Origin of the sequence: Streptomyces sp. NBC_00316 (assembly GCF_036158715.1) — a bacterium.
GTDB lineage: Bacteria > Actinomycetota > Actinomycetes > Streptomycetales > Streptomycetaceae > Streptomyces.
This window is the reverse complement of record NZ_CP108023.1, coordinates 8,156,107-8,182,201: the sequence shown is the minus strand read 5'-3', so window position 1 is coordinate 8,182,201 and position 26,095 is coordinate 8,156,107. Positions and strand designations below refer to the sequence as shown.

General features: G+C 69.6%; 27 protein-coding genes and 3 pseudogenes. 17 read left to right on the top strand and 13 right to left on the bottom strand.

Going from position 1 to position 26,095, the window contains the following annotated elements:
- Positions 1-111 precede the first annotated feature (111 nt).
- Positions 112-768, top strand: a complete 657-nt coding sequence (locus OG878_RS36500; RefSeq protein ID WP_328890729.1) for an SRPBCC domain-containing protein — start codon at positions 112-114, stop codon at positions 766-768.
- A gap of 200 nt (positions 769-968) precedes the next feature.
- Entirely contained in the window at positions 969-2,210 is a 1,242-nt protein-coding gene (locus OG878_RS36495) for a sensor histidine kinase (RefSeq protein WP_328890728.1), read from the top strand.
- Between the two features lie 37 nt (positions 2,211-2,247).
- Here the strand turns inward: OG878_RS36495 and OG878_RS36490 are convergent, their stop codons facing one another.
- Positions 2,248-2,649, bottom strand: a complete 402-nt coding sequence (locus OG878_RS36490) for an ATP-binding protein (RefSeq protein WP_328890727.1) — start codon at positions 2,647-2,649, stop codon at positions 2,248-2,250.
- Between the two features lie 177 nt (positions 2,650-2,826).
- Positions 2,827-3,483 carry a response regulator transcription factor gene (locus OG878_RS36485; protein ID WP_328890726.1) on the bottom strand — a complete coding sequence of 219 codons (657 nt, stop codon included), beginning with the start codon at positions 3,481-3,483 and terminating at the stop codon, positions 2,827-2,829.
- 126 nt (positions 3,484-3,609) lie between these two features.
- Here OG878_RS36485 and OG878_RS36480 point away from each other — a divergent pair, with 126 nt between their 5' ends.
- The gene (locus tag OG878_RS36480; RefSeq protein ID WP_328890725.1) at positions 3,610-3,972 is read left to right on the top strand and encodes a hypothetical protein; all 363 of its coding nucleotides are present in this window, start codon (positions 3,610-3,612) and stop codon (positions 3,970-3,972) included.
- A gap of 19 nt (positions 3,973-3,991) precedes the next feature.
- On the opposite strand, the gene OG878_RS36475 is transcribed toward OG878_RS36480, so the two are convergent.
- Positions 3,992-5,266 carry an aminotransferase class I/II-fold pyridoxal phosphate-dependent enzyme gene (locus OG878_RS36475; RefSeq protein ID WP_328890724.1) on the bottom strand — a complete coding sequence of 425 codons (1,275 nt, stop codon included), beginning with the start codon at positions 5,264-5,266 and terminating at the stop codon, positions 3,992-3,994.
- A 483-nt stretch (positions 5,267-5,749) separates the two neighbouring features.
- Between OG878_RS36475 and OG878_RS36470 the strand changes: the two genes are divergently transcribed.
- From OG878_RS36470 to OG878_RS36460, 3 genes are all read left to right on the top strand, one after another.
- The gene (locus tag OG878_RS36470; protein ID WP_328890723.1) at positions 5,750-7,630 is read left to right on the top strand and encodes a transketolase; all 1,881 of its coding nucleotides are present in this window, start codon (positions 5,750-5,752) and stop codon (positions 7,628-7,630) included.
- A gap of 499 nt (positions 7,631-8,129) precedes the next feature.
- On the top strand, positions 8,130-8,366 hold the full coding sequence (locus tag OG878_RS36465; protein ID WP_328890722.1) for a hypothetical protein: 237 nt from the start codon (positions 8,130-8,132) through the stop codon (positions 8,364-8,366).
- Positions 8,363-9,586 (top strand): amidase, encoded by a 1,224-nt coding sequence (locus tag OG878_RS36460; protein ID WP_328890721.1) that lies wholly within the window; start codon positions 8,363-8,365, stop codon positions 9,584-9,586. The genes OG878_RS36465 and OG878_RS36460 overlap by 4 nt, the downstream gene beginning before the upstream one ends.
- Positions 9,587-9,598: 12 nt before the next feature.
- Here OG878_RS36460 and OG878_RS36455 read toward each other — a convergent pair whose 3' ends face one another.
- The gene (locus OG878_RS36455) at positions 9,599-9,733 is read right to left on the bottom strand and encodes a hypothetical protein (RefSeq protein ID WP_443049288.1); all 135 of its coding nucleotides are present in this window, start codon (positions 9,731-9,733) and stop codon (positions 9,599-9,601) included.
- A gap of 42 nt (positions 9,734-9,775) precedes the next feature.
- Between OG878_RS36455 and OG878_RS36450 the strand changes: the two genes are divergently transcribed.
- Positions 9,776-10,105, top strand: a complete 330-nt coding sequence (locus OG878_RS36450; protein ID WP_328891502.1) for a branched-chain amino acid transporter permease — start codon at positions 9,776-9,778, stop codon at positions 10,103-10,105.
- A gap of 152 nt (positions 10,106-10,257) precedes the next feature.
- On the opposite strand, the gene OG878_RS36445 is transcribed toward OG878_RS36450, so the two are convergent.
- Complete coding sequence (locus OG878_RS36445) at positions 10,258-10,674, bottom strand: ester cyclase (protein ID WP_328890720.1); 417 nt, start codon at positions 10,672-10,674, stop codon at positions 10,258-10,260.
- A 293-nt stretch (positions 10,675-10,967) separates the two neighbouring features.
- Positions 10,968-11,957: a CehA/McbA family metallohydrolase gene (locus OG878_RS36440; protein ID WP_328891501.1), complete on the bottom strand. Its 990-nt coding sequence runs from the start codon at positions 11,955-11,957 to the stop codon at positions 10,968-10,970.
- Between the two features lie 30 nt (positions 11,958-11,987).
- Here OG878_RS36440 and OG878_RS36435 point away from each other — a divergent pair, with 30 nt between their 5' ends.
- Entirely contained in the window at positions 11,988-12,191 is a 204-nt protein-coding gene (locus OG878_RS36435; protein ID WP_328891544.1) for a hypothetical protein, read from the top strand.
- Here the strand turns inward: OG878_RS36435 and OG878_RS36430 are convergent.
- Together OG878_RS36430 and OG878_RS36425 are read right to left on the bottom strand one after the other, a co-directional pair.
- A pseudogene (locus tag OG878_RS36430) lies at positions 12,186-13,273 on the bottom strand (SulP family inorganic anion transporter); the annotation flags it as partial. The gene OG878_RS36435 and the pseudogene OG878_RS36430 overlap by 6 nt on opposite strands.
- 489 nt (positions 13,274-13,762) lie before the next feature.
- Positions 13,763-14,347: an FABP family protein gene (locus tag OG878_RS36425; RefSeq protein WP_328890719.1), complete on the bottom strand. Its 585-nt coding sequence runs from the start codon at positions 14,345-14,347 to the stop codon at positions 13,763-13,765.
- A gap of 353 nt (positions 14,348-14,700) precedes the next feature.
- Here OG878_RS36425 and OG878_RS36420 point away from each other — a divergent pair, with 353 nt between their 5' ends.
- Both OG878_RS36420 and OG878_RS36415 read left to right on the top strand, forming a co-directional pair.
- Positions 14,701-14,994, top strand: a complete 294-nt coding sequence (locus OG878_RS36420; RefSeq protein WP_328890718.1) for an ArsR/SmtB family transcription factor — start codon at positions 14,701-14,703, stop codon at positions 14,992-14,994.
- On the top strand, positions 14,991-15,377 hold the full coding sequence (locus OG878_RS36415; RefSeq protein WP_328890717.1) for a VOC family protein: 387 nt from the start codon (positions 14,991-14,993) through the stop codon (positions 15,375-15,377). The genes OG878_RS36420 and OG878_RS36415 overlap by 4 nt, the downstream gene beginning before the upstream one ends.
- 574 nt (positions 15,378-15,951) lie before the next feature.
- Here OG878_RS36415 and OG878_RS36410 read toward each other — a convergent pair.
- On the bottom strand, positions 15,952-16,593 hold the full coding sequence (locus tag OG878_RS36410) for a TetR/AcrR family transcriptional regulator (RefSeq protein ID WP_328890716.1): 642 nt from the start codon (positions 16,591-16,593) through the stop codon (positions 15,952-15,954).
- Between the two features lie 160 nt (positions 16,594-16,753).
- Between OG878_RS36410 and OG878_RS36405 the strand changes: the two genes are divergently transcribed.
- Positions 16,754-17,491, top strand: coding sequence for an SDR family NAD(P)-dependent oxidoreductase (locus tag OG878_RS36405; protein WP_328890715.1), 738 nt, complete (start codon positions 16,754-16,756; stop codon positions 17,489-17,491).
- Between the two features lie 541 nt (positions 17,492-18,032).
- On the opposite strand, the gene OG878_RS36400 is transcribed toward OG878_RS36405, so the two are convergent.
- Positions 18,033-18,500, bottom strand: a complete 468-nt coding sequence (locus OG878_RS36400) for a Rieske (2Fe-2S) protein (protein ID WP_328890714.1) — start codon at positions 18,498-18,500, stop codon at positions 18,033-18,035.
- A gap of 300 nt (positions 18,501-18,800) precedes the next feature.
- Between OG878_RS36400 and OG878_RS36395 the strand changes: the two genes are divergently transcribed.
- Both OG878_RS36395 and pyrE read left to right on the top strand, forming a co-directional pair.
- Positions 18,801-19,154 (top strand): VOC family protein, encoded by a 354-nt coding sequence (locus OG878_RS36395; protein WP_328890713.1) that lies wholly within the window; start codon positions 18,801-18,803, stop codon positions 19,152-19,154.
- Between the two features lie 131 nt (positions 19,155-19,285).
- Entirely contained in the window at positions 19,286-19,822 is a 537-nt protein-coding gene (gene pyrE / locus OG878_RS36390; protein WP_328890712.1) for an orotate phosphoribosyltransferase, read from the top strand.
- 396 nt (positions 19,823-20,218) lie between these two features.
- On the opposite strand, the gene OG878_RS36385 is transcribed toward pyrE, so the two are convergent.
- Complete coding sequence (locus OG878_RS36385; protein ID WP_328890711.1) at positions 20,219-21,172, bottom strand: phosphotransferase family protein; 954 nt, start codon at positions 21,170-21,172, stop codon at positions 20,219-20,221.
- 369 nt (positions 21,173-21,541) lie between these two features.
- Between OG878_RS36385 and OG878_RS42415 the strand changes: the two genes are divergently transcribed.
- Entirely contained in the window at positions 21,542-21,862 is a 321-nt protein-coding gene (locus tag OG878_RS42415; protein ID WP_443049209.1) for a hypothetical protein, read from the top strand.
- Positions 21,863-22,116: 254 nt separating this feature from the next.
- Positions 22,117-23,016 carry a COG4705 family protein gene (locus tag OG878_RS36380; protein ID WP_328890710.1) on the top strand — a complete coding sequence of 300 codons (900 nt, stop codon included), beginning with the start codon at positions 22,117-22,119 and terminating at the stop codon, positions 23,014-23,016.
- A 60-nt stretch (positions 23,017-23,076) separates the two neighbouring features.
- On the opposite strand, the pseudogene OG878_RS36375 reads toward OG878_RS36380, so the two are convergent.
- Together OG878_RS36375 and OG878_RS36370 are read right to left on the bottom strand one after the other, a co-directional pair.
- Positions 23,077-23,367 (bottom strand): annotated as a pseudogene (locus OG878_RS36375) (integrase core domain-containing protein); the annotation flags it as partial.
- A 185-nt stretch (positions 23,368-23,552) separates the two neighbouring features.
- Positions 23,553-24,173, bottom strand: coding sequence for an NUDIX hydrolase (locus tag OG878_RS36370; protein ID WP_328890709.1), 621 nt, complete (start codon positions 24,171-24,173; stop codon positions 23,553-23,555).
- A gap of 210 nt (positions 24,174-24,383) precedes the next feature.
- On the opposite strand from OG878_RS36370, the gene OG878_RS36365 reads away from it, so the two are divergent.
- The gene (locus tag OG878_RS36365; protein ID WP_328890708.1) at positions 24,384-25,703 is read left to right on the top strand and encodes an IS4 family transposase; all 1,320 of its coding nucleotides are present in this window, start codon (positions 24,384-24,386) and stop codon (positions 25,701-25,703) included.
- A gap of 263 nt (positions 25,704-25,966) precedes the next feature.
- Positions 25,967-26,086 (top strand): annotated as a pseudogene (locus tag OG878_RS42410) (IS630 family transposase); the annotation flags it as partial.
- Between the last annotated feature and the right edge of the window lie 9 nt (positions 26,087-26,095).

The following is a 26,095-nucleotide window of genomic DNA, read 5'->3' as shown; positions in this document are numbered from 1 at the left end:
GAAGGGCCCTGGGCGATTCCGCGGCTGCCCGGTGAACGAGCCGCTGAGCACATCCGGACGGCCCGGTGTCCTCAGGGGCACCGGGCCGCACACGAAGGGCAGAGAAGAGACGTGATCGACACCGTCCATCAGATCCGTGCCACCCACCGGGAGATCGGCAACCGTCCCGTCGCCACGGGCGAGGGGCGGTCGCTGCTGCTGCGCCGCACGTACGACGCCTCCGTCGAGGAGGTCTGGCATGCCTGCACCGAGCCCGACCGGATCGGCCGGTGGCTGGCCCCGGTCACCGGCGACCTCCGGCCCGGCGGCACGTACCGGCTGGAGGGCAACGCCGGTGGGAAGATCCTGCGCTGCGAACAGTCCCGCCTGATCAAGGTGACCTGGGCCTTCGCCGAAGGCATGGACACCGAGGTCGAGGTCCGCCCGTCACACGCCGAAGGCGGCGGCACCGTGCTCGAGTTGGAGCACGCATCCCCCGCCGAGATCGTGGACGAGCTGGTGCGCACGTTCGGGCCCGGTGGCACGATCGGGATCGGAGGCGGCTGGGACCTCGCGCTTCTCGCCCTGGACCGGTACCTCCACGGCGAGAGATTCGACCCGGCGACATGGCAGGACACACCGGATGCCAGGGAGTTCGCCATCCGCAGTTGCCACGCCTGGGGAGCCGCGATCCAGGCTGCCTGGAACACCGGTGACGACGAGATCACGGCGGCGATCGCTTTCGGAGTACGGCACTTCGCGCCCGGTGCCGAGGAGGACCAGGGCTGAAAGCGGGCCGGACCGTTACGCCGACGACCGGGTCGTACCGGCGGCCGTCCCCGGCCGCCCGGTCGAGAGGAGTCAGTCATCCACAGTGTCGTGCGCGTGCACCGCTCGCGGGCAGAGGGGGCACGGCAGGTCTGCCGGGCCCGGCGTGGGCGTCACGCCGTCGTGTCCTGCGCGATGTGCGCTTCCTGGAGGTGGCGCGGATGACTCCCGAGGACGGTCCCAACGGGGCCGGCGGTGAGGGGACCCGGCCGCCCGCACCCGAGAAGGACGCACGCCGTGGCCGGAGCAGGTGGATCACCCGGTCGGCCGCGGTGCGGCTGGCAGCAGCGGTGGCGCCCGCGGCGGCCGTGACGTTCGAGGCCGCGGTGGTCACCGGCCGGATGACCGCGGCGAACCTGGCCATCCTGACGTCCGGCCTGTTCGCATGCGCCTGTGCGCTGCCGTTGCGCCGTCCCCGGCTCGTGGTGCGGGCCGCCGCGGCCGCTGCGGTGTCCGCGACGTGCACCGTCGTCATGCTCACGGTCCGTCCCGCGTTGCACGTATGGGGGGCTGGAGAGGCTCTTGCGCTCCTGGTGCTCCTGGCGGAGGTGGTGCGCCGGGCCCCCAAGAGCACGGCGATCTGGCTCGGCGGCCTGCTGGCGATCGTCGCGGTGACCGCCCCGCCGCGCGACAGCCGCGCCGGGGTGGTCACCGCGGCGGTCAGCGCACTCGCGGTGGCCGTCACGGCGTTCTCGATCTATCTGCGCACCCAGGACGCCGATCGGGACCGCGCCGTGGAGCAGGCCCGCACCAACGAGCGGCTCGAACTCGCCCGCGAACTGCACGACTTCGTCGCGCACCACGTCACCGGCATCCTCATCCAGGCGCAGACCGCCCTGGCGGTCCCCGGCGACGCCGCTTCGCAGCGCCCGCGGCTGGAGCGCATCGAGAGCGCTGCCACCGAATCCCTGGTTGCGATGCGGCGTGTGGTGTCCGTGCTGCGGGAGGCGGACACCGGCACCGCACCGCTCGCGGGCCTGGCCGACATCGAAGCCCTGGCCGCCGAGACCCGGCGCAGCGGCCTCCCGGTCACCCTGAGCATCGAACCCGTGCTGCGGACGGACCTCGCCCCGAACCTGGCCGCCTGTGCGCACCGCATCGTGCGTGAAGCCCTGACCAACACCCGCAAGCACGCCCCCGACGCCACCGGTGTACACATCCGCATCAGCCGCGCCGACCACGGCCTGGTCATCGAGGTCCGGGACCGGCGCCCGGCCGGCGCGCGCCGGCCGCAGCGGACGCACCAGGTGCCCCGGAGCGGATTCGGGCTGATGGGCCTGACCGAGCGTGCCACAGCCCTCGGCGGCACCCTCCGGTCCGGTCCCACTCCTGACGGCGGGTGGCAGATCACCGCGACCTTTCCCGAGACCACCGACGGCCACACCGGCAGCACCCCCCGCTGAGCCCACGGCGCACGTCGGCCCGCCGTGGGCCCGCCCGTCAGGCGGCGTCCTTCCCCGGTGCGAGGCGGAACCACGTCCACTTGCCGTGGCTGTCGACCAGATGCCCCCAGTCGTCGCTGAGCGTCTCGATGAGGTGAAGCCCCCGCCCGGACTCCCGATTGCCTGCCACGCCGCCGCGCGGGGCACCGGTGGGTACGCGGGTACTGGAGTCACGCACCGCGCACATGATCTCGCCGGTGTCCTCCTGGTGACGGATCAGTACGCGCACGGAGCGGGAGTCGGTGTGCGCGACGGCATTGGCCACCGCCTCCGAGAGCAGAAGCCGGCCGTCGTCCGCCATGCTCCCGTCCGGCACCACCGCGCTCATCGCGTGCCGGGCCCGGGGCACCGCCTCGGGACGGCTGGGCAGGGAGATGCAGGCGAACGGAACGGTGGTCATACGCTCTCCTCGGCTGTGTCGGCCCCTGTCCCATCCACCGTAGAAACGCCTGGGGCGTTCGCGGACCGACCGACCGGCCCGAGCGGATCGGCCGAACGGCCGATGTCTCCGCTCCTGCACGGCCCGCGCCGCCCGCCACCGGATCGCCTGCCACCACGACCGAACGTGACCGGCACGTCACGACCGGTCATCCGCCAGCCCGCTCTCCCACACCCACGCCGCGATCTCCACACGGTTCCGCGCCGACAGCTTGTCCTGGATGCTGCCCAGGTGCGTCTTGACGGTGGACAGCGACAGGAACAACTGTTCGCCGATCTCCGGATTGGTCGCGCCCGCCGCCACCAGCCGGGCGACTTCCGTCTCGCGCTCCGTCAGGGCCCTGGCCGGGGCACGGGCGGCAACGGCCTGCCTGGCGTGGCGGGAGAGCAACCGGACGGTGAGCGAGGGCGAGATCAGGCAGTCCCCTGCGGCCGCCGCGCGCACCGCCTCGATGAGGAGCCCCGGCCCGGCGTCCTTCAGCAGGAAGCCGCACGCACCGTGGTGCAGCGCGGTATGCACGTAGTCGTCCTGGTCGAACGTGGTCACCACCACCACGCGCGGCGACTCCCGCTCACCGGAGGCGGCAAGCCGTTCGAGCACTTCCAGGCCGTCCATCCGCGGCATCCGGATGTCCAGGAGCAGTACATCCGGCCGCAGCCGCTTGACTGCCTCCAACGCCTCCACCCCGTCGGCGACGTCGGCGAGGACCTCGATACCCGGCTGCGCGTCCAGGATCGCCCGGAAACCGCTGCGCACCATCTCCTGGTCGTCCGCGATCACCACGCTGACCGCCACTACTCCTCACCTCCCGGCCTCCCTTCCCATCCTGCTCCGCCGAGAAGACGCGTGCGCGTCACAACACACCCGGGACGCGCCGCCGTCGGACACGGAAAGCGCGGCTTCAGGTCCATGGAGGCCAACGTGCGCACGCCACTGCTCGGCCTCGCCTCACTGGTGTGGCCTCACTGGTGTGGCCTCTCCGCCGTCACCGCGCCGACCGGCCGCATCGGCGCACAGCTGACCATGCCGCCGGGCTTGCTGCGCCAGGCCGCCGCGACGTTCTCCAGGCCGACCCGGGACACCGACTCGTGCCACGATGCGGCCGCCCTTCATCGCCCTCGTCACGGGCGTCGGCATGATGCTGTCCGCGTTCCGACGCCGACGTCGGCCGGCCGCGCCGAGGCCGGCGGCGTCGCGGGTGGGTGCGTCGCGGGTGGGGGGGCATCCGCCGTGTCGGCGGACGCGCCGCCCGCCCCTCTCGCCGCCGAGGGGCACCGCACCTGACGGGACAGCACCCAGCCGGTTACCGCTGGGCCATCCGCCTCTCGTATCCCACGACCCGTACGCATGCGGTCAGCCCGAGGATCGCCTGCTCCAGTTCCTCGAGCGTCGGGTAGCTGGGCGCGATCCGGATGGTGGCGTCGTACGGGTCGTCGCCGTACGGGTGGGTGGCGCCGGCCGGGGTCAGCACGATGCCGGCACCCGCAGCACGGCGTACGACCTCCTTGGCACAGCCCTCCGCGACCTCGAGGCTGACGAAGTAACCACCCTTGGGCGACGTCCACTTGGCAAGCCCCGTCCCACCCAGCTCGGCCTCGAGAATGCGCTGCACCGCCTCGAACTTCGGCTGCAGCAGGGCCCGCTGGCGCTCCATGTGCGCCCGTACGCCGTCCGCGTCCCGCAGGAACAGCACGTGCCGCAGCTGGTTGACCTTGTCCGGCCCGATGGACCGCTTCGCGTTGTTGCCGAGCAGCCACTGCACATTGGCCGCCGACGAACCGAAGAAGGCGACGCCCGCGCCCGCCGCGGTGATCTTGGAGGTGGAGCCGAACACGAAGGCACGGTCCGTGTTCCCCGCGGTTTCGCAGGCGGCGAGGAGGTCGGCGATCTCCACCGGCTCATCGGTGAGGTGGTGCGCGGCGTAGGCGTTGTCCCAGAAGATCCGGAAGTCCGGGGCGGCGGTCCGCATCCCGGCCAGCCGCGCCACGGTCTCGTCGCTGTAGCAGACCCCGTCCGGGTTGCTGTACTTCGGGACGCACCAGATGCCCTTGACCGCCGGATCCTCGGCGACCAGCCGCTCCACGACATCCATGTCGGGCCCCGCGTCCGTCATCGGCACCGCGATCATGTCGATCCCGAACCGCTCGCAGAGCGCGAAGTGCCGGTCGTAGCCGGGCACCGGGCACAGGAACACGATCCGCTCCTGGTCCACCCAGCGGGACTCGGCCCCCGGCACCACACCGAGAAGCGCGTGCACCAGGCAGTCGTGCATCAGCTCAAGACTGGAGTTCCCGGCCGCGATCAGCTGCCCCACCGGCACCTGGAGCACGTCGGCGAAGATCTCCCGGAGCTCGGCCAGCCCCTGCAGCCCGCCGTAGTTGCGCACATCGGTCCCGTCGGCGGAGGTGTGCCGGCCACCGGGCAGACTCAGCAGATCCTCGGAGAGATCAAGCTGTGCGGGCGCCGGCTTCCCCCGGGTGAGATCCAGAGAGAGCCCACGGCCCGCCAGTGCCTCATAGTCCTGCCGAGCACGGTCGAGGAGCCCGCCCAGTGCGTCGGAGCTCAACTCGGTGGTCATGGTGTGTCCTCTCACAGGGCCCGCTCGGGCGTCGGATGGCGCCTGCCGAGAATACAAACCGGCGCCGGAGGGAATTTCGAGGGGCGTGGCGGGGGCCGCTCCGAGACCGTTGAGAACCCGCCCGATCGGACCGGCCCTGCGCGCAGATCCCAGATCCCCGTGTCGACTGCGCGCGGGTACGGAGCCAGGGCGTTCTCCGTGGCCGGTCACCTGTCCGCGTGGGACGGTCGCCGGGTCCACGCGGCTCAGCGACATCCGCATCCCGCGCCCGCCCCACCGCCCGTCCGTTCATGCGCGGGGCGCGTGCGCCGAACCGCGCCGATGGATGGAGACGGTCCGGCCCTGGACCTGTCGCCCGATCAGAACCCGGGGTGGCTGCCGACTGCTGGCAAACGGCCGAACAGGAGGCCGCGGCCGAGAACACGGCCCGCCCACGGGGTAGCAGGCATCCGGTAGGAGTGTTCTTCAGGGAAGGAGGCCGTGATGACGGCCGAGCACGGATCCACCCACCCGATCGGTCCCGACAGCGACCTGGCCCAGGTCTTCGAACTCGCCCAGCAGCTGCGGGTGGACTCCGTGCGCGCCAGCACTGCGGCCGGCTCGGGCCATCCCACCTCCAGCCTGTCCGCCGCCGATCTCATGGCGGTCCTGATGACCCGCCACCTGCACTACGACTGGCAGCAGCCGAAGAACCCGGCAGCCGACCACTTGATCTTCTCCAAAGGCCACGCCTCTCCCCTGCTGTATGCCATGTTCCTCGCCGCCGGAGCCATCGACGAGCAGGAACTGCTGACCACCTACCGGCAGAACGGCGCCCGCCTGCAGGGCCATCCCACTCCCGTGCTGCCCTGGGTGGACGTGGCCACCGGCTCGCTGGGACAAGGCATCGCCTACGCGGTGGGCATCGCCCTGGCCGGGCGCGACCTGGAACACCAGCCCTACCGCGTATGGGTGCTGTGCGGTGACAGCGAGATGGCCGAAGGCTCGGTGTGGGAGGCCCTGGACAAGGCCGGCCGCCACCGGCTGGGAAATTTCACGGCCCTCATCGACGTCAACCGCCTCGGCCAGAGCGGACCCACCGAACTGGGCTGGGACACCGATGCCTACGCGCGCCGCGCCGAGGCCTTCGGCTGCCGCGCCCTCGTCGTCGACGGCCACGATCTCAAGGCCATCGACCAGGCCCTGGCCACGGCCGCCGACGGCCAGGCCCCCACCGTCGTCGTCGCCAGAACGGTCAAGGGCCAGGGCGTCTCCGAAGTCGCCGACGCCGAGGGCTGGCACGGCAAGCCCCTGCCTGCCGATCTCGCCGAACGCGCCATCGACGAACTGGGCGGCGTACGCCACCTCACCGTCAGCGGCCCCAGGCCGCCCGCCGACGACCATCCGCGCGCGCCCATGGGGGACGTGGCCGTCGAACTGCCCCGCTTCGAGGTCGGCGACAAGGTCGCCACCCGGTCCGCCTTCGGCAAGGCCCTGGTCGCACTCGGTGCGCGGCCCGACGTCGTCGTGCTGGATGCCGAGGTCGGCAACTCCACCCATACCGAGGACTTCGGAAAGGCCTATCCCGAGCGCTACTTCCAGACCTACATCGCCGAACAGCAGATGATCGCCTCCGCCGTCGGCATGGCCATGCGCGGCTATCGCCCGTACGCCGCGACCTTCGCCGCCTTCCTCACCCGCGCCCACGACTTCATCCGCATGGCCGCGATCTCCGAGGCGAACCTGGCCCTCTCCGGCAGCCATTGCGGCGTCGAGATCGGTGCGGACGGCCCCTCCCAGATGGGAGTGGAAGACCTCGCCATGCTCCGTTCGGTGCACGGCTCCACCGTGCTCTACCCCGGCGACGCCACCTCCGCCGCCGCCTTGACCGCCACCATGGCCGACCTGGAAGGCATCTCCTACCTGCGCACCACCCGCGGCGCCTACCCCGTCCTCTACAGCCCCGACGAGACCTTTCCCGTGGGCGGCTCCAAGACCCTGCGCACCGGCGACCACGACCAGGTCACCCTCATCGGCGCCGGCATCACCCTGCACGAATGCCTGGCCGCCGCCGATCAGCTCGCGGCCGACGGCATCAGCGCCCGTGTGATCGACGTGTACTCGGTCAAGCCCATCGACGCCGACACCCTCGCCCTCGCCGCCCGCGACACCGGCGCCCTGGTCGTCGCCGAAGACCATCACCCCGAAGGCGGCCTCGGCGAGGCAGTCCTGTCCGCCCTCGCCGAACACCGCCAGGCCCCCGCCTTCGCCCACCTCGCCGTCCGCAACCTGCCGGTCTCCGGCACACCCACCGAACTCCTCGACGCCGCAGGCATCTCCCGCACCCACATCGCCGGAGCCGCCCGAGAGCTCACCAGACGCTGAGCAGGACCCGGCCGCCGGCCCGGATGCCCGAGCCGGCGGGCGGGAGGGCGCTGTGGGAATGGTTCCGGCGGGAGGACCGGGCCGCAGCCCAGGCGCCGCCGGAGGATCGGTGCGCTCTTTGGCCGGTTTCCAAGGCGCCGCGCGTCGCGGGGAAACGTGCAGGCGGCCGAGCGCGCCGATCCAGCAGCGAGGAGTGACCAGCATGGCTGTGTGCGAGGTCTGCCGCAACGACTACGAGCCGGTGTTCAAGGTGCGTGCTCCGGGACGGGCGGTGTACGTCCTCGACCGCATCGGATGCGCCGCCCGGAAGACCGCCCCGACCTGCGTCGACTGCCGGTGGAGCGCCCTCGGCCACGGCCGGGGGGCCGACGGACAGTTCTGCCGCGGTGCGCGCTCCGCGCGGGCGAAGGTCCCGCCCCGGTCCCAGCTCGTTGATCATGTCTGCGCCGCTCGGGCGGGCCGACCGGAACGTCGGGGCAGTAGTCGATACTGTGGGACCTTGAACTTCTCGACCCCGGACACCTCGACGCCGACGACGCCGTCAGCGCATGCGGCGTCGGTGTGCCGGCTGCCAGCGCGCCCGTTGCAGCGAGAGACGAAGCCGCGGATCGCGCGGGTCCGGGCCGACTCCGGGCACGCCGGCGGGCCCGTGACCGGGGCCGGTGAAGAGCCGGCCCGGGCGCCGCACGATCCGCGCCAGGATCTGGACGTACTGCTCGAGGGGCGAGCGCGGTGAACCGCTCGAAGAGCCCGGACCTGCACGACAGCGCAGACAACTCCCTGTCCGCATGCGGAATTGCCGCCGCGGTCCGCGCGGGCCGACTGTCCGCGCGCGAAGTGACAGCGGCGGCCCTGGCCCGGATCGGCAGCGACGACGAGGTCCGGGCATTCACCGAGATGTGGCCCGTACTGGCCGTCCGGCAGGCCGAGTGGGTCGACCGCCAGGTCCGGGCGGGAGCAAAACTTCCCCTGGCCGGTATTCCCTTGGGGGTCAAGGCCACCGAGGGGGCGACGGCCCTGCAGACGGTCCGGCTCATGCAGGCCGGCTGCGTACCGGTGGGTGCGACCTCCACGCCCGGCCGGGGAACGCATTGGCAGACGTGGGGAGAAACCCCACGCGGACGCACGCTCAACCCCCTGGATCGACAATGGAGTCCGGGCGGGTCCTCCGCCGGCTCGGCCGTCGCCGTCGCCACCGGCATGGTCCCCCTGGCCACCGGCAGCGACGGAGCCGGGTCCGTCCGCATCCCCGCCGCGTGGTGCGGCGTCCTCGGCCTCAAGCCGACGAACGGGCTCGTGCCCGCACGGGACCGCGCCGGACTGAACATCGCCGGCCCGCTCGCCCGGCGGGCCGAGGACGCTGCGGCCTATCTCGACGTCCTCGCGGGCGGCAGCACCAGGGCGCACCGGCCCGCTGCCCCGTCCCGTCCCCTGCGCACCATCTGGTCGGCGACCTTGGGATTCGCCGACACACACACGCGCATCGCCGAGACGGCCCACGCCTTCCTCGACGCTCTCGCCCGATCCGGCGCGCTGAGCCTGCGCGACCTCCCGGTCCGGCTCAGCGACCCGGCCGGGTGCTGGCGCAACCTGCGCAGCCCCGACCCCGCGGACCGGCACCGTGTCACCGCAGATCAAGCCGTCATCACCGAAGAGGTGGAGGACGTGCTGACCCGGGCGGATCTCCTGGCGACCCCGACCACGCCCAACCCTCCCCATCACCACGACGGCCCCGGGGACACGCTGAGCGTCGCCCTGACCTGGACGTTCAACATCAGCGGGCATCCCGCCGTCAGCCTGCCCGCCGGATTCACACCGGCCGGCGAGCCCGTCGGACTCCAACTCGTCGCCCGACGCGGCAGGGAGTCCGACCTGCTGGCGGTCGCCGCGCTGGCCGACGTCATGGCTCCACGCCCGGGGCCTGCGCCCGTGGTGGCGGTCAGGAATCGGTCTTGATCTTCTTCATGGTCAGGTGGGATTCGACGCGCAGTATGCCGGGAAGGCCGGTGAGCTTGCCGGTGAGGAAGGCTTCGTAGGCGCGTGGTCGGCGACGGCGACGCGGAGGAAGTAGTCAGGGCGGCCGAACATCCGGCGGAACTCCACGACTTCCTCGTAGGAGGCCAGTGTGTTCTCCACTGCCTCGGATTGCCTGACACCCGCTACCTGCTCATGGCCACGGTCGTCTCGGCCGCCGTCACCTGGGCTCTGCGTGCCCTGCCGTTCGCCGTCCTCACCCCCCTGCGCGCCAGCAGAACCGTCCAGTACCTCGGCGCCCGCATACCGGCCGGTGTCATGGTGATCCTGTTCGTCTACTGCCTGCGCGACCTTCCGCTGCCCCACCTGCGCGCAGCCGCGCCCCTGGCGGCCTTGGCCGTCACCGCCGGGCTGCATCTGTGGCGCCGTAACGCGCTGCTGAGCATCATCGGCGGCACCGCCGTCAACGTGGCCCTGGCCAGTACCCTCTTCGCCCACTGACCCGCTCCAACAGCACGTCGCCGCAAGTCGGCAGATCCGCCCACGCCGGCTTCGCCGCTCGACGGCAACGCGATCACAGTCCTGAATGATCACTCGGCGTCACATGTCCGTTCGCCGTAGCTGTACGAGAACAGGGCTCCCCCGCGATGCGTCTATTCGGCGGTCAGCTGCTTGTACACCTCGAAGGCGTTGCGCTCGACGTGGTTGGACAGCAGCATTCCGTCCTCCCGCACGGCCCAGATCGCCGTTCCGGTCATCTCGACGGGCTTGCCGTCGGGCTTCGTACCGAAGGCTCCGTTGTTGGTGCCGGTGATCCGCCACATCGAGGCGACCCGGGACCCGTCGTGGTTCTCGAACGACTCGGCCACCTCGAACTCCAGGTTCCGGATGACCGCGCCGAACTCCTCGGCCCACTTCTTGAACGCCTCCCGGCCTTCGATCCTGCGGCCTCCGGAGACGAGAACGAAGTCCTCGACGACGAGATCGTCGACGGCGTCATAGTTCTGGGGAGACTGCCACACCTGCTCCCAGAAGGTGTGAACCGCGTCGATGCCCGAGCGCTTGGCCATGATCACTCCTCGGTTGTGGCTGATTCACGAGCCCGGAAGCAGCGGTCCGCCCGCCATGAGGCCGCCGTCGACGGTGAGGACATGGCCGGTGACCGGCGAGCGCTCCGCAGCCCGCACGGCACCGGGTCTCTCCTCCGGCCAGGGCGTACCCCTGTGAGGAAGGTGTCCCGGCCGGACGACAGTCGTCGGGAAGGCGGCCACGGCATGCCTCGAACGGCCGCGCTTGATGCCCCGCATGGCCCATGGGGAGCGAAGTCTGACAGGGTGGCACGAAGAGGGAAGCCATCTGGAGGTCAGGTCAGCACGATCGGGTTGGTGAGAGCGGCCATATGGCCGTTCGGATGGCGCACCTCGATCCGGACGAACGCCGAGTCCTCAGATGTCGTCTGCCACTCAGCGGTACCTACGCCGGAGTCCGGCAGCGCTTCGCAGTGGACTTGGCCCCGGTCGGTGTGGAAGCTGACGGTCGCCGCTGCGGCACCGCGTATGTGTGCGCTGACCATGACAGGTTCCCCACAGGTTGCCAGGTGTTCGCCGATCCCCGCGTTGTGGCCGACCGCGACGGCCGTGAGTGACAGATCGACGCCGGCCGATTCGGCGATCCAACTGCGGCCCGCACGGATTCCGGCGAGGATGGCCGACGTACTCAGTTCCTCAGCAAGCACGACGGTGTGCGGGATGCCGATCTGACCAGCGAGATGTGTGTCGCTGTTGCCCATGGCCGGCCGCCAGCGCCCCGTACGCATTCCCTCCGCCAGTCCTCGACCCCACTCGGCGAGAGCGGCCTCGTTGTCGGCATTCCACGGCCGGTCCGACGTCCACAACCCGTTCCATACCTCGACCACATCGAGGCCCCGATAGGGGTACATGAAGCTGCCTGACGGATAGGGCGCGTGCGGATGCGCGGCCACACAGAGACCACCGGATTCGCGGACCTGGTCCAGGCATCCGTCGATGAGTCCGTCGCCCACGCCGTAGTCCCAGGCGATCACCTGACCCGGGCCGATACCGAGAGCGAGCCAGTGCCCGGTCCTGGTGGTCACCTCTTCACCCAGGAGAATCAAGAAGTCATCTGCGGCATGACGCCGCCAGGCACCATGCGCGTTCGCGGAGTTGTGTTCCGTAGTGGCGACGAAGTCAAGCCCCACCGCACGAGCGTCGGCCGCCACCTGCTCAGGCGTGAGTTCACCATCCGAGTACACCGTATGGATGTGGCAGTCCCCGCGATACCAGCCGGCTCCTCGGCCACGCTCTTGCAGAGGCGGGAATCCCGGCTCCGGCATCGCTCTCCTTGTCGCAGGACGGCCTGACAAATGAACGAACGCGCGCGGCCGGCACAGTGTTCCCAGGTGATCGTCGACGACGTCACGCTCACTGCCGACGGACGTCGTCCGGTACGGGACATCGCGATGACCGCACGCCCGGGCGAGGTGATCGGCCCGAACGGCAGCGGCAAGCGGGCCTGTTGCGTGCCGTCCGCCGCGTCCTGCGCCCCGCGAACGGTCGGGTGCGTGTGAACGGTACCGATGTTCGTTCAGCCCGATGATCTCCACGTTCTTGCCGCGCTGGGCGTACTTGGTCTCGATCGCATACAGGGCGGCGACGGAGGAGGCGTCCCAGACGTGGGCGGCTGACAGGTCGATGACGACCTTGTCGGGGTCGCCTGCGTAGTCGAACTGGCCCACGAGGTCATTGGAGGAGGCGAAGAACAGCTCGCCGGTGACGGAGTAGACGACGCCGGTGCCGTCGGGGTCGGTGACGTCGGCCAGGTGGGCGACCCGCTTGGCGAAGATGAGGCGGTGATGGAGCCGACGACGACGCCGATGGCGAGGTTGCTGGTGGCGACCACGCAGGCAACGGTGATCACCATGACGGCGATCTCGCCGACGGGCATCCGCTTGAGCGTCCTGGGGGCGACGGAGTGCCAGTCGAAGGTCGCGAAGGAGACCATGACCATGACCGCGACCAGTGCGGCCATGGGAATGTCGGAGACGACCGGGCCGAAGACGATGCACAGCACCATCAGGAACACCCCGGCCAGGAAGGTGGACAGGCGGGTGCGGGCGCCGGACACCTTCACGTTGATCATCGTCTGGCCGATCATGGCACAGCCGCCCATGCCGCCGAAGAAGCCGGTGACGATGTTGGCGATGCCCTGCCCGATCGACTCGCGGGTCTTGGAGGAGTGGGTGTCGGTGATGTCGTCGACGAGCTTGGCGGTCATCAGCGACTCCATCAGCCCGACCAGCGCCATCGCCAGTGCGTACGGGGCGATGGTCGCCAGGGTGTCCAGGGTGTCCAGGGTGAAGGAAACGTCGGGCGGGCCCGGCACGGGCAGGGAGGAGGGCAGGGCGCCCTAGTCGCCCACGGTCGGCACCGCGATACCGGCGGCGACGGTGATGACGGTGAGGATCACGATGGACACCAGCGGGGCCGGGATCACCGTGGTGACCTTCGGGAAGAACAACATCAGCGCCAGACCGGCGGCGATGAGCGGGTAGACGGCCCAGGGCACGTCGTGCATCTCCGGGACCTGCGCCATGAAGATCAGGATGGCGAGGGCGTTGACGAAGCCGACCATGACCGAGCGCGGTACGAATGCCTCGTCCAGATAGGCGAGTTCACGTTCCCGGCCGATGAACAGGCGCGCCCCTTCCGGCAGATTGACCCTGCGCGGCGGCGCCTCGGGCAGCTCGAACGCCTCCGGTGGCAGTGTCAGCGCCTCTCCACGTGCATCGCCACCGCGTGTTCCCCGGTGAGGGACTGCCGAATCGACCGGCCTGCCACGATCGAACGCTCGCCGGACGTCTCGGCCGAGCCCCCGTACCCATTCCCGCCGCCATCAATTGCCCGTCGACGCCGAGCCGATGTCGCCGCCCGCCGCGACGGATCCCTTGCCCGAAGCGTTCACATGGCCGGACTGCCGCGGCGGGCCGGAAGCTACAGGACGCCGTGGAAACCGTGCCCCCTGGTGCCGATCCCGGCGCCGACCCGTTCATCGCCCTGGGGCGGTTCGCATACGCGCTCGATCTGCCGCCACGCACAAGCGCCCCGGCGTTCGCGACGCACAGCGCACCGTGAGGGTCCCTCACTCTCGTCCAGCAGCACGCTCCGACGGCGCGGCCCAGTCCCCGCCCCCGCGTCGAAGCTGCGCCGAAAGGTGGTGCTGCAGGGGCTGACCGACCGCAGCGAGGTCATGGACGAAAGTGAGCGTGCCCTCGTCCGTCAGGGTGTAGCGGCGGCGGGTGGCGTCGACCTCCTTGGCTGTGGGGGCGAGAGCCACCTGATGGGTGGTGAGATCGACCACGCCGTCGTCCACGCGGCCCACCAAGATCTCCGCGATGCCGGTGGGCTGGGTGATCAACGCCTCCACGCGCCCCTCGGGCTGCAGCCGCCACCAGCCGCTCTCCCGAGCCGACTGCCGCAGCGGGGTGTCGTCCTCGTCGAGCAGCCAGGCGCGCGCCTCGTAGCGGAGGAAGGGCCGCCCGTCATGGCTGAAGGTGACCTCCTGCGCGTACGCGAATTCCTCGGCGAGCGTCGGGTACCCGCCACGGCCCCGGCCGACCCAGGTGCCCAGGAGGCCGATCACCGGCGCGAGCAGTGCGTGGGGCGCAGGTACCTCGTCCGGTCGAAGAGCGTCGGGATACGGATGCTTCTGGGCAGGGTCGAACATGATGTGCACTCCTGGGTCGAGTCCGGTGCCGGGTGGCAGCCTAGTGATCCGAGTCGGAGACTCGTCTGCATACTCCCAGCGGCATCTCGGACTTCATCCACTGTCCTGGCGCCGCATTTTCCGCTGGTTGACCTGGGAGTGCCGGCCGGCCCGGCGGCCACCCTGCGGCGGTGGCAACCCGTGGTGACGCCCGTGTCGCCGGGGCCCGTGGGATGAGCTGGAGCCGCGGACGGCTACCGAGGTGGCGGACCGGCCCCGGGCCGAGTTCCGGGATCAGGGCCTGTCTCTTGAAGCAGGCCATGCCAGGGCACCTGACTTGATAGGCAAGTCGCCACTTGCCTATGGTGTTGGTCATGGCGGACGACGTCTTCAAGGCACTGGCCGACCCCACCCGCCGGCGCATCCTCGATGAGCTGGCGGAACGGGACGGCCAGACCCTGTTCGAGATCTGCACACGGCTGGTGACCAAGCACGGCCTGGGGCTCTCCCGCCAGGCGATCAGCCAACACCTGGCCGTACTGGAATCCGCCGAGCTGGTCCTTTCGCGGCGCCAGGGCCGCTACAAGTTCCACGATCTGAACACCGAACCCCTTGAGCGCATCGTGACCCGGTGGCTCAGGCCCGATACACCGGAGAGCACCCCATGAAGATCCACCTGTCCAGCGTCTTCGTCGACGACCAGGACAAAGCCCTGCGCTTCTATACCGACGTGCTGGGCTTCGTGAAGAAGCACGACGTCCCGCTGGGTACGGACCGATGGCTGACCGTGGTCTCGCCGGAGGATCCCGACGGAACCGAACTGCTGCTGGAGCCCTCCGGCCATCCCGCGGTGAAGCCGTACAAGACGGCACTGGTCATGGACGGCATCCCGGCCACCTCTTTCGCCGTGGACGACGTACAAGCGGAGTTCAACCGGCTGCGAGAGCTCGGCGTGCACTTCACCCAGGAGCCGCTGGAAATGGGGCCTGTCACCACTGCGGTCCTGGACGACACCTGTGGCAACCTGATCCAGATCGTGCACAGCAAGTAAGGACCCGGCGCAGGCCTCAGTCGCAATCCGCTGCCCGTGGTCGCGTTCGGAGCCATACCGACCGGGCAGCGGCAATGACGGTGCCGAGGCAGACGTATCCGCGCTCGTCACAGCGGTCGGCTACAGCTCTGAACTGCTTCAGTTCCCTGATCCGTCCCTCGACGGCGTTCCGCTTCTTGTATCGCTGAGCATCAATGCCGCCGTCCGCCCTGCCAGCCCCGGCGCCGGTGTCCGGCTGCTCGGTCCCTCATCGCCGGGATCGTGTGCCGGATGCCGCGCCTGCGCAGGTGGGCGCGAGTCGTGCGGTTGCTGTACACGCCTCGTCGGCGCCCGGGCCGTCCGGTGCGCGGCGTGGGCCAGGACGTTCTCCGGCAACTCGACCACCCTGGCGCACCCGCTCGGGGGCGGCACCCGCTTCGCATTCGTCCGCGCCGTCGGCCGCATCGGGACGGAATGGACGGGGCCCGGTGATGCCGGTTCCCCTTCCGAGCGGCCGAGTCGGCCGGTGCGTGCCGCAGGGTCGGTACGTCCTGTACGCCGCCCGGTGGGACGTGGCGGGAGCCGGTGTCGCGGGTCAGGCCGGCACTGGGGGTTCGTCGGGGCCCAGGGGGGCGGGTGGCGGGTGCGGCAGTGGGCGGGCGTCGGGGGTGCACAGTCCGTCGAACGCCAGTTGCAGGTAGCGGCGCCATGCCTGCGGCTGCGCGGCCAGCAGGGGTGCCGCCGTCTGATGGATGCCGCCGAGCAGCAGGACGACGTCCATTCCCGTGATGTCACCGCGGACGGTGCCCTGCTCACGCGCCCGAGCCGTGAGCACCTCGGCGCCCTCGCAGAGTCGGTTGATCGCGTCCCGTACCTCCCAGTGCTGCAGCGACGGGCGCCCGATCACTTCACAGAACGCGCGGTCCGCGGCGAGCACCTCGACACCGGCCGTCATGAACTCGCGCAGCGCCTCGGCCGCGTCGTCCGCTCCCAGCAGGCCGTCCACGGTGCGGGTGAGCCGGTCGAGCAACTGAAGTGTGATCGCCGCGAGCAGGTCCTCCTTCGAGGCGAAGTGCCGGAACACCGTGCCCTTGGCGACACCGGCCCGTTCGGCGATCTCGCCCATCGACACATCGACACCGCGCTCGGCGAACGCCGCGGTCGCGGCCTCGAGCAGTAGACGCCTGTTGCGCACCATGTCCGCCCTGGGCGTCGAAGCGGCTGTTCTGCCGACCATGTGTGCCACCTCCTGGGAAGAAGCCTATCAGCAACATGACCGAACGGTCAGGTTAAGTGTTATGCTCAACATGACCCGGCGGTCACTTTAAGGTCCGTCGGCCACCGGGTGACCCGCCGAACGGGCCACCCCCATCACCACGCACCCCTGGGAGAAGAACGTGAACGACACCCTTGAAGGAAAGGTCATCCTCGTCACCGGCGCGTCCTCGGGCATCGGCCAGGCCACGGCACTCGCCCTGTCGAAGACGGGCGCCCGCATCGCCGTCGGCGCCCGCCGGACGGACCGCCTCAAGGCCCTGGCCCAGGACGCCCCCGGCGAGATCCTGGTCCTCGAGCTCGACGTCACCGACCAGCAATCGGTACAGGACGCGGTCACGGCGACCGTGGAACACTTCGGCGCCCTCGACGCCGTGGTCAACAACGCCGGCATCATGCTCAGCGGCGCCATCCTCGACGCGGACACCACCGAGTGGACCCGCATGGTCGAGACGAACCTCCTCGGCTCGATGTACACCGTCCACGCCGCACTGCCGCACCTGCTGCAATCCAAGGGCGCCGTGGTCCAGGTCTCCTCGACCTCCGGACGCATCTCCTCTGCCGCAAGCGGCGTCTACGCAGCCACCAAGTTCGGCATCACCGCCTTCGCGGAGGCACTGCGCCAAGAGGTCACCACACAAGGCGTACGCGTCATCGTCGTCGAACCCGGATTCGTCTCCACCGAACTGGCCAGCCACATCACCGACCCGAACATCCAGGCCGCGGCCAAGAACATGGCCGAGTCCATGCGAACCCTCCAGCCCGAGGACATCGCCACCGCCATCGTGTACGCACTCACCCAACCCGCACACGTCGCCGTCAACGAGATCCTCATCCGTCCGACCGACCAGACCCGCTGAACCCACACCCGGCCCCATACCCGCGCCCCACCCCAGGGCATCGCCTCGGGACGAGGACCTGCCGGGGCGCCCGGCGGTCCTACGACCCCGCGTACGACCAGCCTCGATCGCATCGCCGCTGATCTCACCGTGCCTGGTCCGGAACCGAAGTCCGACTCGGTGCTCGTTCGTAACTCCCGCGAGAGCTGAGGTCGGCTGGGGCCGGGTGACGGGTCGGTGGGCCACGTTCCAGGTGCACCCCGATCACCGGGCCCCATTCAGGACCATCCGGCTGTCGGCGTGGCCCGAGTGCGTCCGCAGCCACAGGCCCCGACGCAGGAGGAACACCTGAGCTCTCCCCGCCTGCCGAAGAGCTGAAGAACATCGATCCAGCAGCCTTCGGCGGCTACGTGGGTTTCATCCGGCCTGAGCTTCTCGCCCGATGGTTCTACGGAGCCGGACCACGGCACCGACCTGTGCGGGTGTCACTCACAGTGATACCGAGCAGCGTCAAGGAGGCAATACGCAACACGGAGACATGTGCTCACCGGCCCCGAGGCTGTCATCCGAGCCGGATCGTGTCACCGGCGACGGTGATCCGTGCGACAGGCAGCGGCTGCGGCGCGGGGCCGGCCACGACCGCTGCGTCCGTGATGCGGTATCGACTGCCGTGGCAGGGGCAGTTGATGGTGCCCTCGCTGACCTCTGCGACGGTGCACCCCATGTGGGTACAGATGGCGGAGAAGCCCTTGAACTCGCCCTTCTCGGGTTGCGTCACCACGACCTCCTGCTCCGCGAAGATCTTGCCACCTCCGACCGGAATGTCCGAGGTCTTGGCGAGAGCCTCGCCCGGCGATGCGGAACCATCGGCACTCGCCGCGCCCGCCTTGGTGCTCGGCGTCGCGCTCCGGGAGGCCTCCGGCGCGTGTGTCGTGCTCCTGCCTCCGTCCCCGGACGAGCCGCAAGCGGTCACCAGCCCGGCGGCGCCCGCCGCACCTGCCGTGAGGACCGTCCTTCGCCGTGCATGCATGGCTTGCTCCCTGTGTAGTGGCCACGACACCGTGAGCCGTCCGCTCCCGGCACAGGCATCGTGACCCGGCGGGCCTCGAGGTCCTAGCAACCTGGCGGCAGGCTCGCCCGAGTGGCAGCAGCCCACTACTGGCCGACATCGCCGCTCAACCATCCCTCCCCGGAAGGGCAGAACCATGGCAGGAAACAGAGGTTGAGGGCGGTGAGCTCGCATGGTGAGGTGTCGCCTATCGCTTACGAGTTCCCCCGCGATCGAGACGTGTTACGAAGCGGGCAAGCGCGGCCCTGGCAAGATGGCGACATGGAACGTGTGCTTGGAGTGGGCGGATACTTCATGCGGGCCGCCGACCCGGTGGCCCTGGGTGCCTGGTATCGCGATTGCCTGGGCCTCGACGCCGATGTGAACGGCCTGTGGCGTCAGGAAGCCGGGGTGACAGTGTTCGCGACTTTCGAGTCCGAGACCGAGTACTTCGGCTCCCGCGCCCAGCAGACGATGCTCAACTTCCGTGTCCGCGACCTGGACGCGATGCTCGCGCAGCTGCGCGCCAAGGGAGCGGACGTGGCCGAGGAGACTCAGGACATGGAGGGTGTCGGTCGATTCGGCTGGGTCACCGATCCTGAGGGCAATCGGGTCGAGTTGTGGCAGCCCAGCTGACAGTGGTTTCACGCAGGCAGTGACGTGCTGGCGGCCGGCTGGGTCGTTGAGGTGTGAACCTTGGTCGGGCCCGCGCGGCCATGTCACCTTTCACCTCCTGACGGGCCGAGTCTCTGGGAGACTTGTTGCCTGTGACGCATCCTGATCTTGCTCTCCGTATCCATGCCACCTCTCATCTGACCGGCCAGTTCACGCTCCGGTCCGGACGCACGGCCACGGAGTACTTCGACAAGTACCGGTTCGAGGCGGATCCGGTTCTGCTGGACGAGATCGCCCGGCGCATGGCCCCGCTGGTGCCGTCCGGCACGGAGGTGCTGGCCGGCCTGGAGATGGGTGGCATCCCGGTGGTGACCGCGCTCGGTCGGCACACGGGGCTGCCCTGCGCGTTCGTGCGCAAGCGGGCCAAGCCATATGGCACGTGCCGTCTCGCCGAGGGCGCCGAGGTCGAGGGCCGCCGGGTGTTGGTCGTCGAGGACGTGGTCACCAGCGGTGGGCAGATCGTGCTGTCGACCGCGGACCTGCGGGGCCTGGGCGCTCAGGTGGGCGAAGCCCTGTGCGTGATCGACCGGGAGCAAGGTGGCGCCGATGCGCTCGCAGCCGAGGACATCGAACTTCTGTCGCTGCTGACGGCCGCGGACCTGCGGACCGCTGCGGCGGCCGATCGGTAGGCCGTGTCCGCTCGCCACCCTGACGCATTGACCAGGGCGTGACCAGGCTGGGCGATCTCGACGACGCCCTCGCCGTCTCCCCCGGTGGGCGCCCCTTGCCGACGGGCGGCGCGTCGACCGTGTTCACACTGATGCCCATACCTCGGGAGCCCGACCCTCAGTGCGGTGCCGAGCAGGGCAGGGCAGGCTCTGAGGACGCGCCATCCGCACGACCCGGTTCGCGGCCGTCTCCTGCGGCAGCCCGTACGCCAGCACCGGCGCCGACAGAAACGACGTGCCCGACAGGGCCATGGTGATCAGCACCGCACCGACGGAATTCCCCAGGGTCCGCTCGATGCCCCACTTGGTTGAGCAGTGACCGATGAGGTCGGGGCCGCGCCCCCGCACGACCTCGACTCAGCCCGGCGTGTCCATCAGGGCGATGACATAGGCATCCAGCCGCTCCTCCACGGCTCGCGTCGTCAGCTCTGTCCTCCCTGCCTCCCGCCAGGGCTGCGACACCAACTGCACTTCTTCTGAGAACGCCAGCCCGTCCCGCACCTGCCAGTACAGCCGCTCGCTCGCGGCCGCGGCCAGCACACCGCCGGCCTCCTCATACGCCTCAGCGAACCGCAGACCCCACGCCGGGCCGTGCAGCAGCGCGAGATTGGTGGAGCAGTGCGCCACATCGAGATCCGCCGGGCCCCAGGAGGTGGCCGCCCAATCGACGACGCCGGTGATCCGGGCACCTGCGGGCTGTGGGGGCGGCACGTCGAACAGCACGTTGCCGGGGTGGAAGTCCCGGTGCAGGAATCGCCCTTCATAGGGCGGCGCGGGCTTGCGGATCACGTCGATCGCCGCGGCCCATGCCGCCGCGTCGGCGCCCTTCGGAGTCACGACGGTGTCGGCGGTCGTCCACGCCACATACTCCCGGGGCCGCTCGGCGGGTCGCAACGCGTGGATCGCCACGAGTTGACGGGCCAGCAGAGGGACGCGTGTCTCCAATCCCTCATCGTCGAGGACCGTCCGGCCCACCAGATGTGTCATGAGAAGCGATGGATACTCGCAATGCGCGGCGGCCGGATCAACCGCGACCAGTCCCGGAGCCGGCACACCGGTCCCCGGGAGCAGGATCAGGGCGCCGGCCTCCCTGTTCAGCCAGTCGTCGGCGTGCTCCACGTCGACGAAGGTCCGCAGCACCAGGTCACGGGTGCCTCCGTCCCGCGTGCCGATGGTCAGCCTCCGCATTTCAGCAGTGATGCCGCCGTGCAACGCCTCGGTCCTGACGATCCGTTCGCCGACCTCCAGGTGCCGGTTCACCCAAGCCAGTGTCAAAGGCCGGACGGCCGCCGCCTCATCGTGGTTGGTCACCGTGCCACCTCATCATCGGGACGGCGGCAGGCGCAAAAGGTTTCATGGGAGGCGATGGCCGTGCTGCTCAGTCAGAAGCTCCACCGGCACGAGGCGGACCGTAACCGGCCCCAACACCTGCCCGGCGATCTCTCCGCGTACCCCAGCGGCAGCCGCATCACACGGCCGGGGCGCGGCGCAGCGGCACTTCACGTACCGGCGCCGTCTCCCGGAGGCAGTGAGGACACTCGTGGGCTCGGCAACGGTGACGAGGGCTCCGAAACCGGTGCCGATGGCAACGGGCGCGGGTGCTGGCATACCGCCACATCAGCTACCCAGAAAGACTTCCTCGGCTTCTTCGCCCAGTTCGCGAGATCGCATTTCAGGTAGATGGCCCACTCCGGGAAGCCCCTGGTCCGTCGTGGCCCAACCGGTGCCAGGCGCACGACCGAGCGCGCCGCAGCCGACTCACGGCCAGGTAACTCACATGTCACGGGAGACAACGTGTCGCCGACATGCACACAGACCTGGCGAACTCCGGATAAGCGAGGCGCTGCCGTTGTTCATGCCACACGCGAGCGTGAGGGACGTGACGACGCCGTACGGGTCTTCTGGATCGCATACCTCCTCACCCGTCCGCTGGGCGCCTCAATGGGTGACGCTCTCTGCCAACTGACCGGCGACAGTGGTTCGGTCCCGGCACCGTGGTGACCAGACCGCGGTTCCTCACGGTCATCCCTGACCTGGTCATCCATCTGCTGGCGCCGCTACGGGCGCCACCCAGCCGAAACGGACCACCAGACACACAGAGTCACCCCATGGTCACGCGTTCAGGATCGATTCAGGTCACCGTTGACAGAGTCGGACACCGACGCGGCCGCCGTCCGCGGCCCCCACCGTCTTCACAGGGCGATCGCCTCCGGACGAGCGCTCTGAGACATTGCACGAATAGGAGCGTCCGCACCGTGGAGAAGCCCGAAGTGCTCATCGACCTCGAGGTCGCCGAGGCCCGGAAACGCTTGGTGAAAAAACTGCCGGAGGTCACCCTGGCCTTCTGGATCACGAAGATTGCGGCGACCACCCTGGGCGAGACAGCAGGAGACCTGTTCGCCCAGACGCTCGGGATGGGATATTTCCTCACCACGATCGCGCTGTTCCTGATCTTCGTCGTGACCCTCGTCGTCCAGCTCCGCTCCCGGCGCTACAACCCCTTCTTCTACTGGACCGTCATCTTGTCGACCAGCATGGCCGGCACGACGATGTCCGACTTCATGAACCGTGACGCCAGCACCAAGTTCCTCTCGAACGGCACCACATCACTCGGCTGGGGCCCGCAGGGCCTGGGCCTCGGATACCCCGAGGGTGCCGCGATCCTCGTCTCGGTCCTGGTCGCCGTGTTCATCGTGTGGAAGTTGACCGGAATGACCTTCGTGATCCGCGACATCGTCACCTTCCGCGGCGAGGCCCTGTTCTGGTCGGCGATCCTCGTCTCCAACACCCTCGGCACCTCAATGGGCGACTTCCTCTCCGACAGCTCCGGCCTCGGCTACGCGGGCGGCGCCGCCCTCGTGACAGGCGCACTAGTAGTGCTCGTCGTCCTCATGCCGGTCCCCGCTGTACCCAACGTGCTGCTGTTCTGGATCGCGTTCGTCCTCACCCGCCCGCTCGGAGCCACTGCCGGTGACTTCCTCACCAAGCCGGTCGCCAAGGGTGGACTCAACCTCGGCACCGCGGGTTCGTCAGGCGTGCTGCTCGGGATCCTGCTCGGGCTGGTGGCGTACGCCCACGTCCAGGAGCGCAGGGAGCGCGCTGCGCTTCCGGACACCACAGCCGAGCCGACGCCGGTCACCCAGCGGGCAGGCTGACCACGAAGCGGGCACCTGGGGTGTGCCCGCGTCTGATACAGGGTTGGGTGACAGGTTCGGTCACGCGGCCTGGAGGGCCGGTGTGGTCATGACGGTTTCGTATTCGATGGGGGTCAGCCGGGCGAGCGAGGCTTGTCTGCGGCGTCGGTGGTAGGTCCTCTCGATCCAGGTCACGATCGCGATCCGCAGTTCCTGACAGGTGGCCCACGTCCGGCGGTCGAGGACATTCTTCTGCATCAGGCTGAAGAAGGACTCCATGGCCGCGTTGTCGCCTGCCGCCCCGACCCTTCCTGTCGAGCCCACGATCCGATGCCGGTCGAGCGCCCGGACGAACTTGCGAGACCGGAACTCAAGACGGCCTGGGGCTTTTGCACAAGGCCGTGAAATTACGGCTGGGGTGCTGGTCGCAAGGGGTGGCGGTGGGGATTCCCCACCCTCGCGGTCAAGACTCCCCATGGGGACGGCGGACGTGAGCGGTGTTGGTGTCGGTCCCCGGCGTGGTGGGGTCGTGCGGCACCGCGGACAGCCGGAGGAGGCTACCGGCGATGCATCGTGGTCCGGGCGTGCTGAAGCTTGCGGGTGAAGCGGTGCATGTGGGGGTCGAGCAGCTCGGCCGGCTCCTCGAGCACCTGCTCGCCGGTCAGCCACCGGATTGCGCTGAACTCCCCTTGGTCGTAGGAGGTGATGGTACGGGCGTCGGCATTGAGGAGGTACCAGAGCGAGACGTCGGTGTGCGCGCGCTGCCCCCGGGTTCGGGTGACGGTGAGGAAGAGAGGATGCTCGCCGGTGATCGGCGATGCCACGGCCTCGATGCCCAGCTCCTCACGGCATTCGCGGACCACCGCGGCCCACGGGTCCTCACCCGGCTCGATGTGCCCTCCGGCCGGCAGCCACAGGCCCGCCTTGCGGTGGGCGACGAGCAGCAGCTGCTCGCGCGTGTTGTCGAGGACAACGAAGTAGCTCACCAGGTGCATCGCCGGAACATCCGGCTTGCGCACCCGGTAGACCGGGGCTCCGCTGGCGATCCACTGCGTGGCGGTCTCCAGATGGGTGCACTCCAGGTCGTCCCACGGTTCGATGGCACCGACCAGCTCCAGAAGGTGGGCACGCGGCTGATCGTCAGGGGCGGTGAGCAGGCGGGTGTCAGTTGAGGTCATCTGCGCATGCTGACAGGAGCCACTGACAACCGTGCGCGACGGACACCATCCACCGCGGGCACCTGGGGAATTACGGATCTCGTGATCGCCGAGATGAAGGAAGCGGAACTCCGATAGAACGACGTTGTCCTCCAAGACGAGTCGTTCACCAGGGGAGTTCCGCTGTCCGGGCAGTGTGTCATCAGCCGCGAGATCGCGGTAGCCAAAGGCGTGTTCGCGCCGGGCCATCTGGGCGAGTTGACCCGGATCGTGCCCTTCGAGATGGTCGATGAGGTGCTCGCCGAGTGCGGAGCCATTCAGCAGCGGCTGCGCAAACTGCCGGCCCGGGTCGTGGTCTACCTGCTGCTGGCCGCCGCGCTGTTCGAGGAGTGCGGCTACCTCGCGGTGTGGGACCGACTCACCTGCGCACTGGGCTCCCTGCCGATACCGAAGGTCACCGGCACCGCGCTGTGGAACGCCCGTGCCCGCCTCGGAGTACGCCCTGTGCGATCCCTGTTCGACATGCTGCGCGGGCCGGCGTCCGCGATCCGTACCGCCGGAGCCCGCTGGGCGGGCCTGCTGGTGGTCGCCATCGACGGCACCTACCTCGACGTCCCCGACGACCCGGCCACCCGGGCCCGGCTGGGCAAGGGCTCCAACCAGTACGCCACCTCCGGCTACCCGCAGATCTGCCTGGTCGCCCTGGTCGCCTGCGGCACCCGAGCCGTCATCGACGCCGTGTTCGGGCCGCGCTCGCGCGGCGAGACTACCCACGGCAAGCGACTGGCCCGCTCTCTGCGCGCGGGGATGGTCGTCCTGCTCGACCGCGGCTTGTCCTCCAACGCCTTTCTGGAGACGGTCGCCGGCACCGGGGCCGCGTTCCTCGCCCGCCTGTCCGCAGCCCGCAAACCACCGGTCCTGCACCGCTTCGACGACGGCTCGTTCCTGTCCCGGATCGGGCAGCTGGAGGTCCGCATCATCGAATGCGAGATCACCATCGCCACCACCGCGGGACGGCACACCGGCGTCTACCGCCTGGCCACCACCCTGCTCGACCACCGCCGCTATCCCGCGTTCGAGCTGGTCAAGCTGTATCACCAGCGCTGGGAAGTGGAATCGACCTATTTTGCGATCAAGAAATCCATGCTCGGCCGACGCGTGCTGCGCGCCCGGACCATGGCGGGCATCGCCCAGGAGGTCTACGCCCTGCTGACCGCCTACCAGCTGATCAGGATCGCGATCGCCGACGCCACGGACACGGTCCCCCGGCGCCGACCCCGACCGCGCCAGCTTCAGCATCGCCCTGCAAACCGCCCGCGACCAGGTCATCCAGGCCGCGGGCGTGATCGCCGACACCACCATCGACCTCGTCGGCAGCATCGGCCGCGCGGTCTTGAACCACCTGATGCCCCCGCGCCGCCTGCGCGTCAGCCCCGAGCGGTCAAGCGCCCACTGTCCCGCTACGCGTACAAGAGCCTGCGCGTCGACCGCCGCACCTACAAGGCCACCATCAGCATCGACATCCTGTTGACAGATCCGATCAGCCCGTAATTTCACGGCCTTGGGCTTTTGCATGGAGTGGGTGACGAGAAGCGAACTCGCGCTCTGAGCTAGGGATCACGGGGCCTGGCCCCCGCTAAACGGTTCTGCACTGGGGAAATAGCGGGTGTGCGTGATCGTCCGAGCACTCGTCAAAGCCCCTGATTGACTGTGGTTCACCGCCCAATCGGGCACGGATCGGGCACGGGCTCGGCTGTGGGAGACGCACGAGGCGGCAGCCCCTATTCGCTCTCGGGGCTGACCTCTTCCTGATCCTCGTCCGACTCGAGAGCTTGGTACGCCACCAGTTCAAACGCCTGCAATACCGGCGAGATGTCCTCGACGGCTTCCTCGCCGGGACCGGACTCTCCCTCGACCCACCAACGTCACCCTGAAGCACCGAC

Excerpts from the sequence above, each read along its gene's own strand:
- OG878_RS36445 (WP_328890720.1), bottom strand. The coding sequence starts at position 10,674 with ATGGCCAAGCGCTCGGGCATCGACGCGGTTCACACCTTCTGGGAGCAG.
- OG878_RS36415 (WP_328890717.1), top strand. The coding sequence starts at position 14,991 with ATGAAGATCCACCTGTCCAGCGTCTTCGTCGACGACCAGGACAAAGCC.
- OG878_RS36425 (WP_328890719.1), bottom strand. The coding sequence starts at position 14,347 with ATGTTCGACCCTGCCCAGAAGCATCCGTATCCCGACGCTCTTCGACCG.
- OG878_RS36395 (WP_328890713.1), top strand. The coding sequence starts at position 18,801 with ATGGAACGTGTGCTTGGAGTGGGCGGATACTTCATGCGGGCCGCCGAC.
- OG878_RS36410 (WP_328890716.1), bottom strand. The coding sequence starts at position 16,593 with ATGGTCGGCAGAACAGCCGCTTCGACGCCCAGGGCGGACATGGTGCGC.
- OG878_RS36440 (WP_328891501.1), bottom strand. The coding sequence starts at position 11,957 with ATGCCGGAGCCGGGATTCCCGCCTCTGCAAGAGCGTGGCCGAGGAGCC.
- OG878_RS36400 (WP_328890714.1), bottom strand. The coding sequence starts at position 18,500 with ATGCATGCACGGCGAAGGACGGTCCTCACGGCAGGTGCGGCGGGCGCC.
- OG878_RS36470 (WP_328890723.1), top strand. The coding sequence starts at position 5,750 with ATGACGGCCGAGCACGGATCCACCCACCCGATCGGTCCCGACAGCGAC.
- OG878_RS36435 (WP_328891544.1), top strand. The coding sequence starts at position 11,988 with ATGAACGAACGCGCGCGGCCGGCACAGTGTTCCCAGGTGATCGTCGAC.
- OG878_RS36490 (WP_328890727.1), bottom strand. The coding sequence starts at position 2,649 with ATGACCACCGTTCCGTTCGCCTGCATCTCCCTGCCCAGCCGTCCCGAG.
- OG878_RS42415 (WP_443049209.1), top strand. The coding sequence starts at position 21,542 with ATGGCCCACTCCGGGAAGCCCCTGGTCCGTCGTGGCCCAACCGGTGCC.
- OG878_RS36475 (WP_328890724.1), bottom strand. The coding sequence starts at position 5,266 with ATGACCACCGAGTTGAGCTCCGACGCACTGGGCGGGCTCCTCGACCGT.
- OG878_RS36420 (WP_328890718.1), top strand. The coding sequence starts at position 14,701 with ATGGCGGACGACGTCTTCAAGGCACTGGCCGACCCCACCCGCCGGCGC.
- OG878_RS36370 (WP_328890709.1), bottom strand. The coding sequence starts at position 24,173 with ATGACCTCAACTGACACCCGCCTGCTCACCGCCCCTGACGATCAGCCG.
- OG878_RS36495 (WP_328890728.1), top strand. The coding sequence starts at position 969 with ATGACTCCCGAGGACGGTCCCAACGGGGCCGGCGGTGAGGGGACCCGG.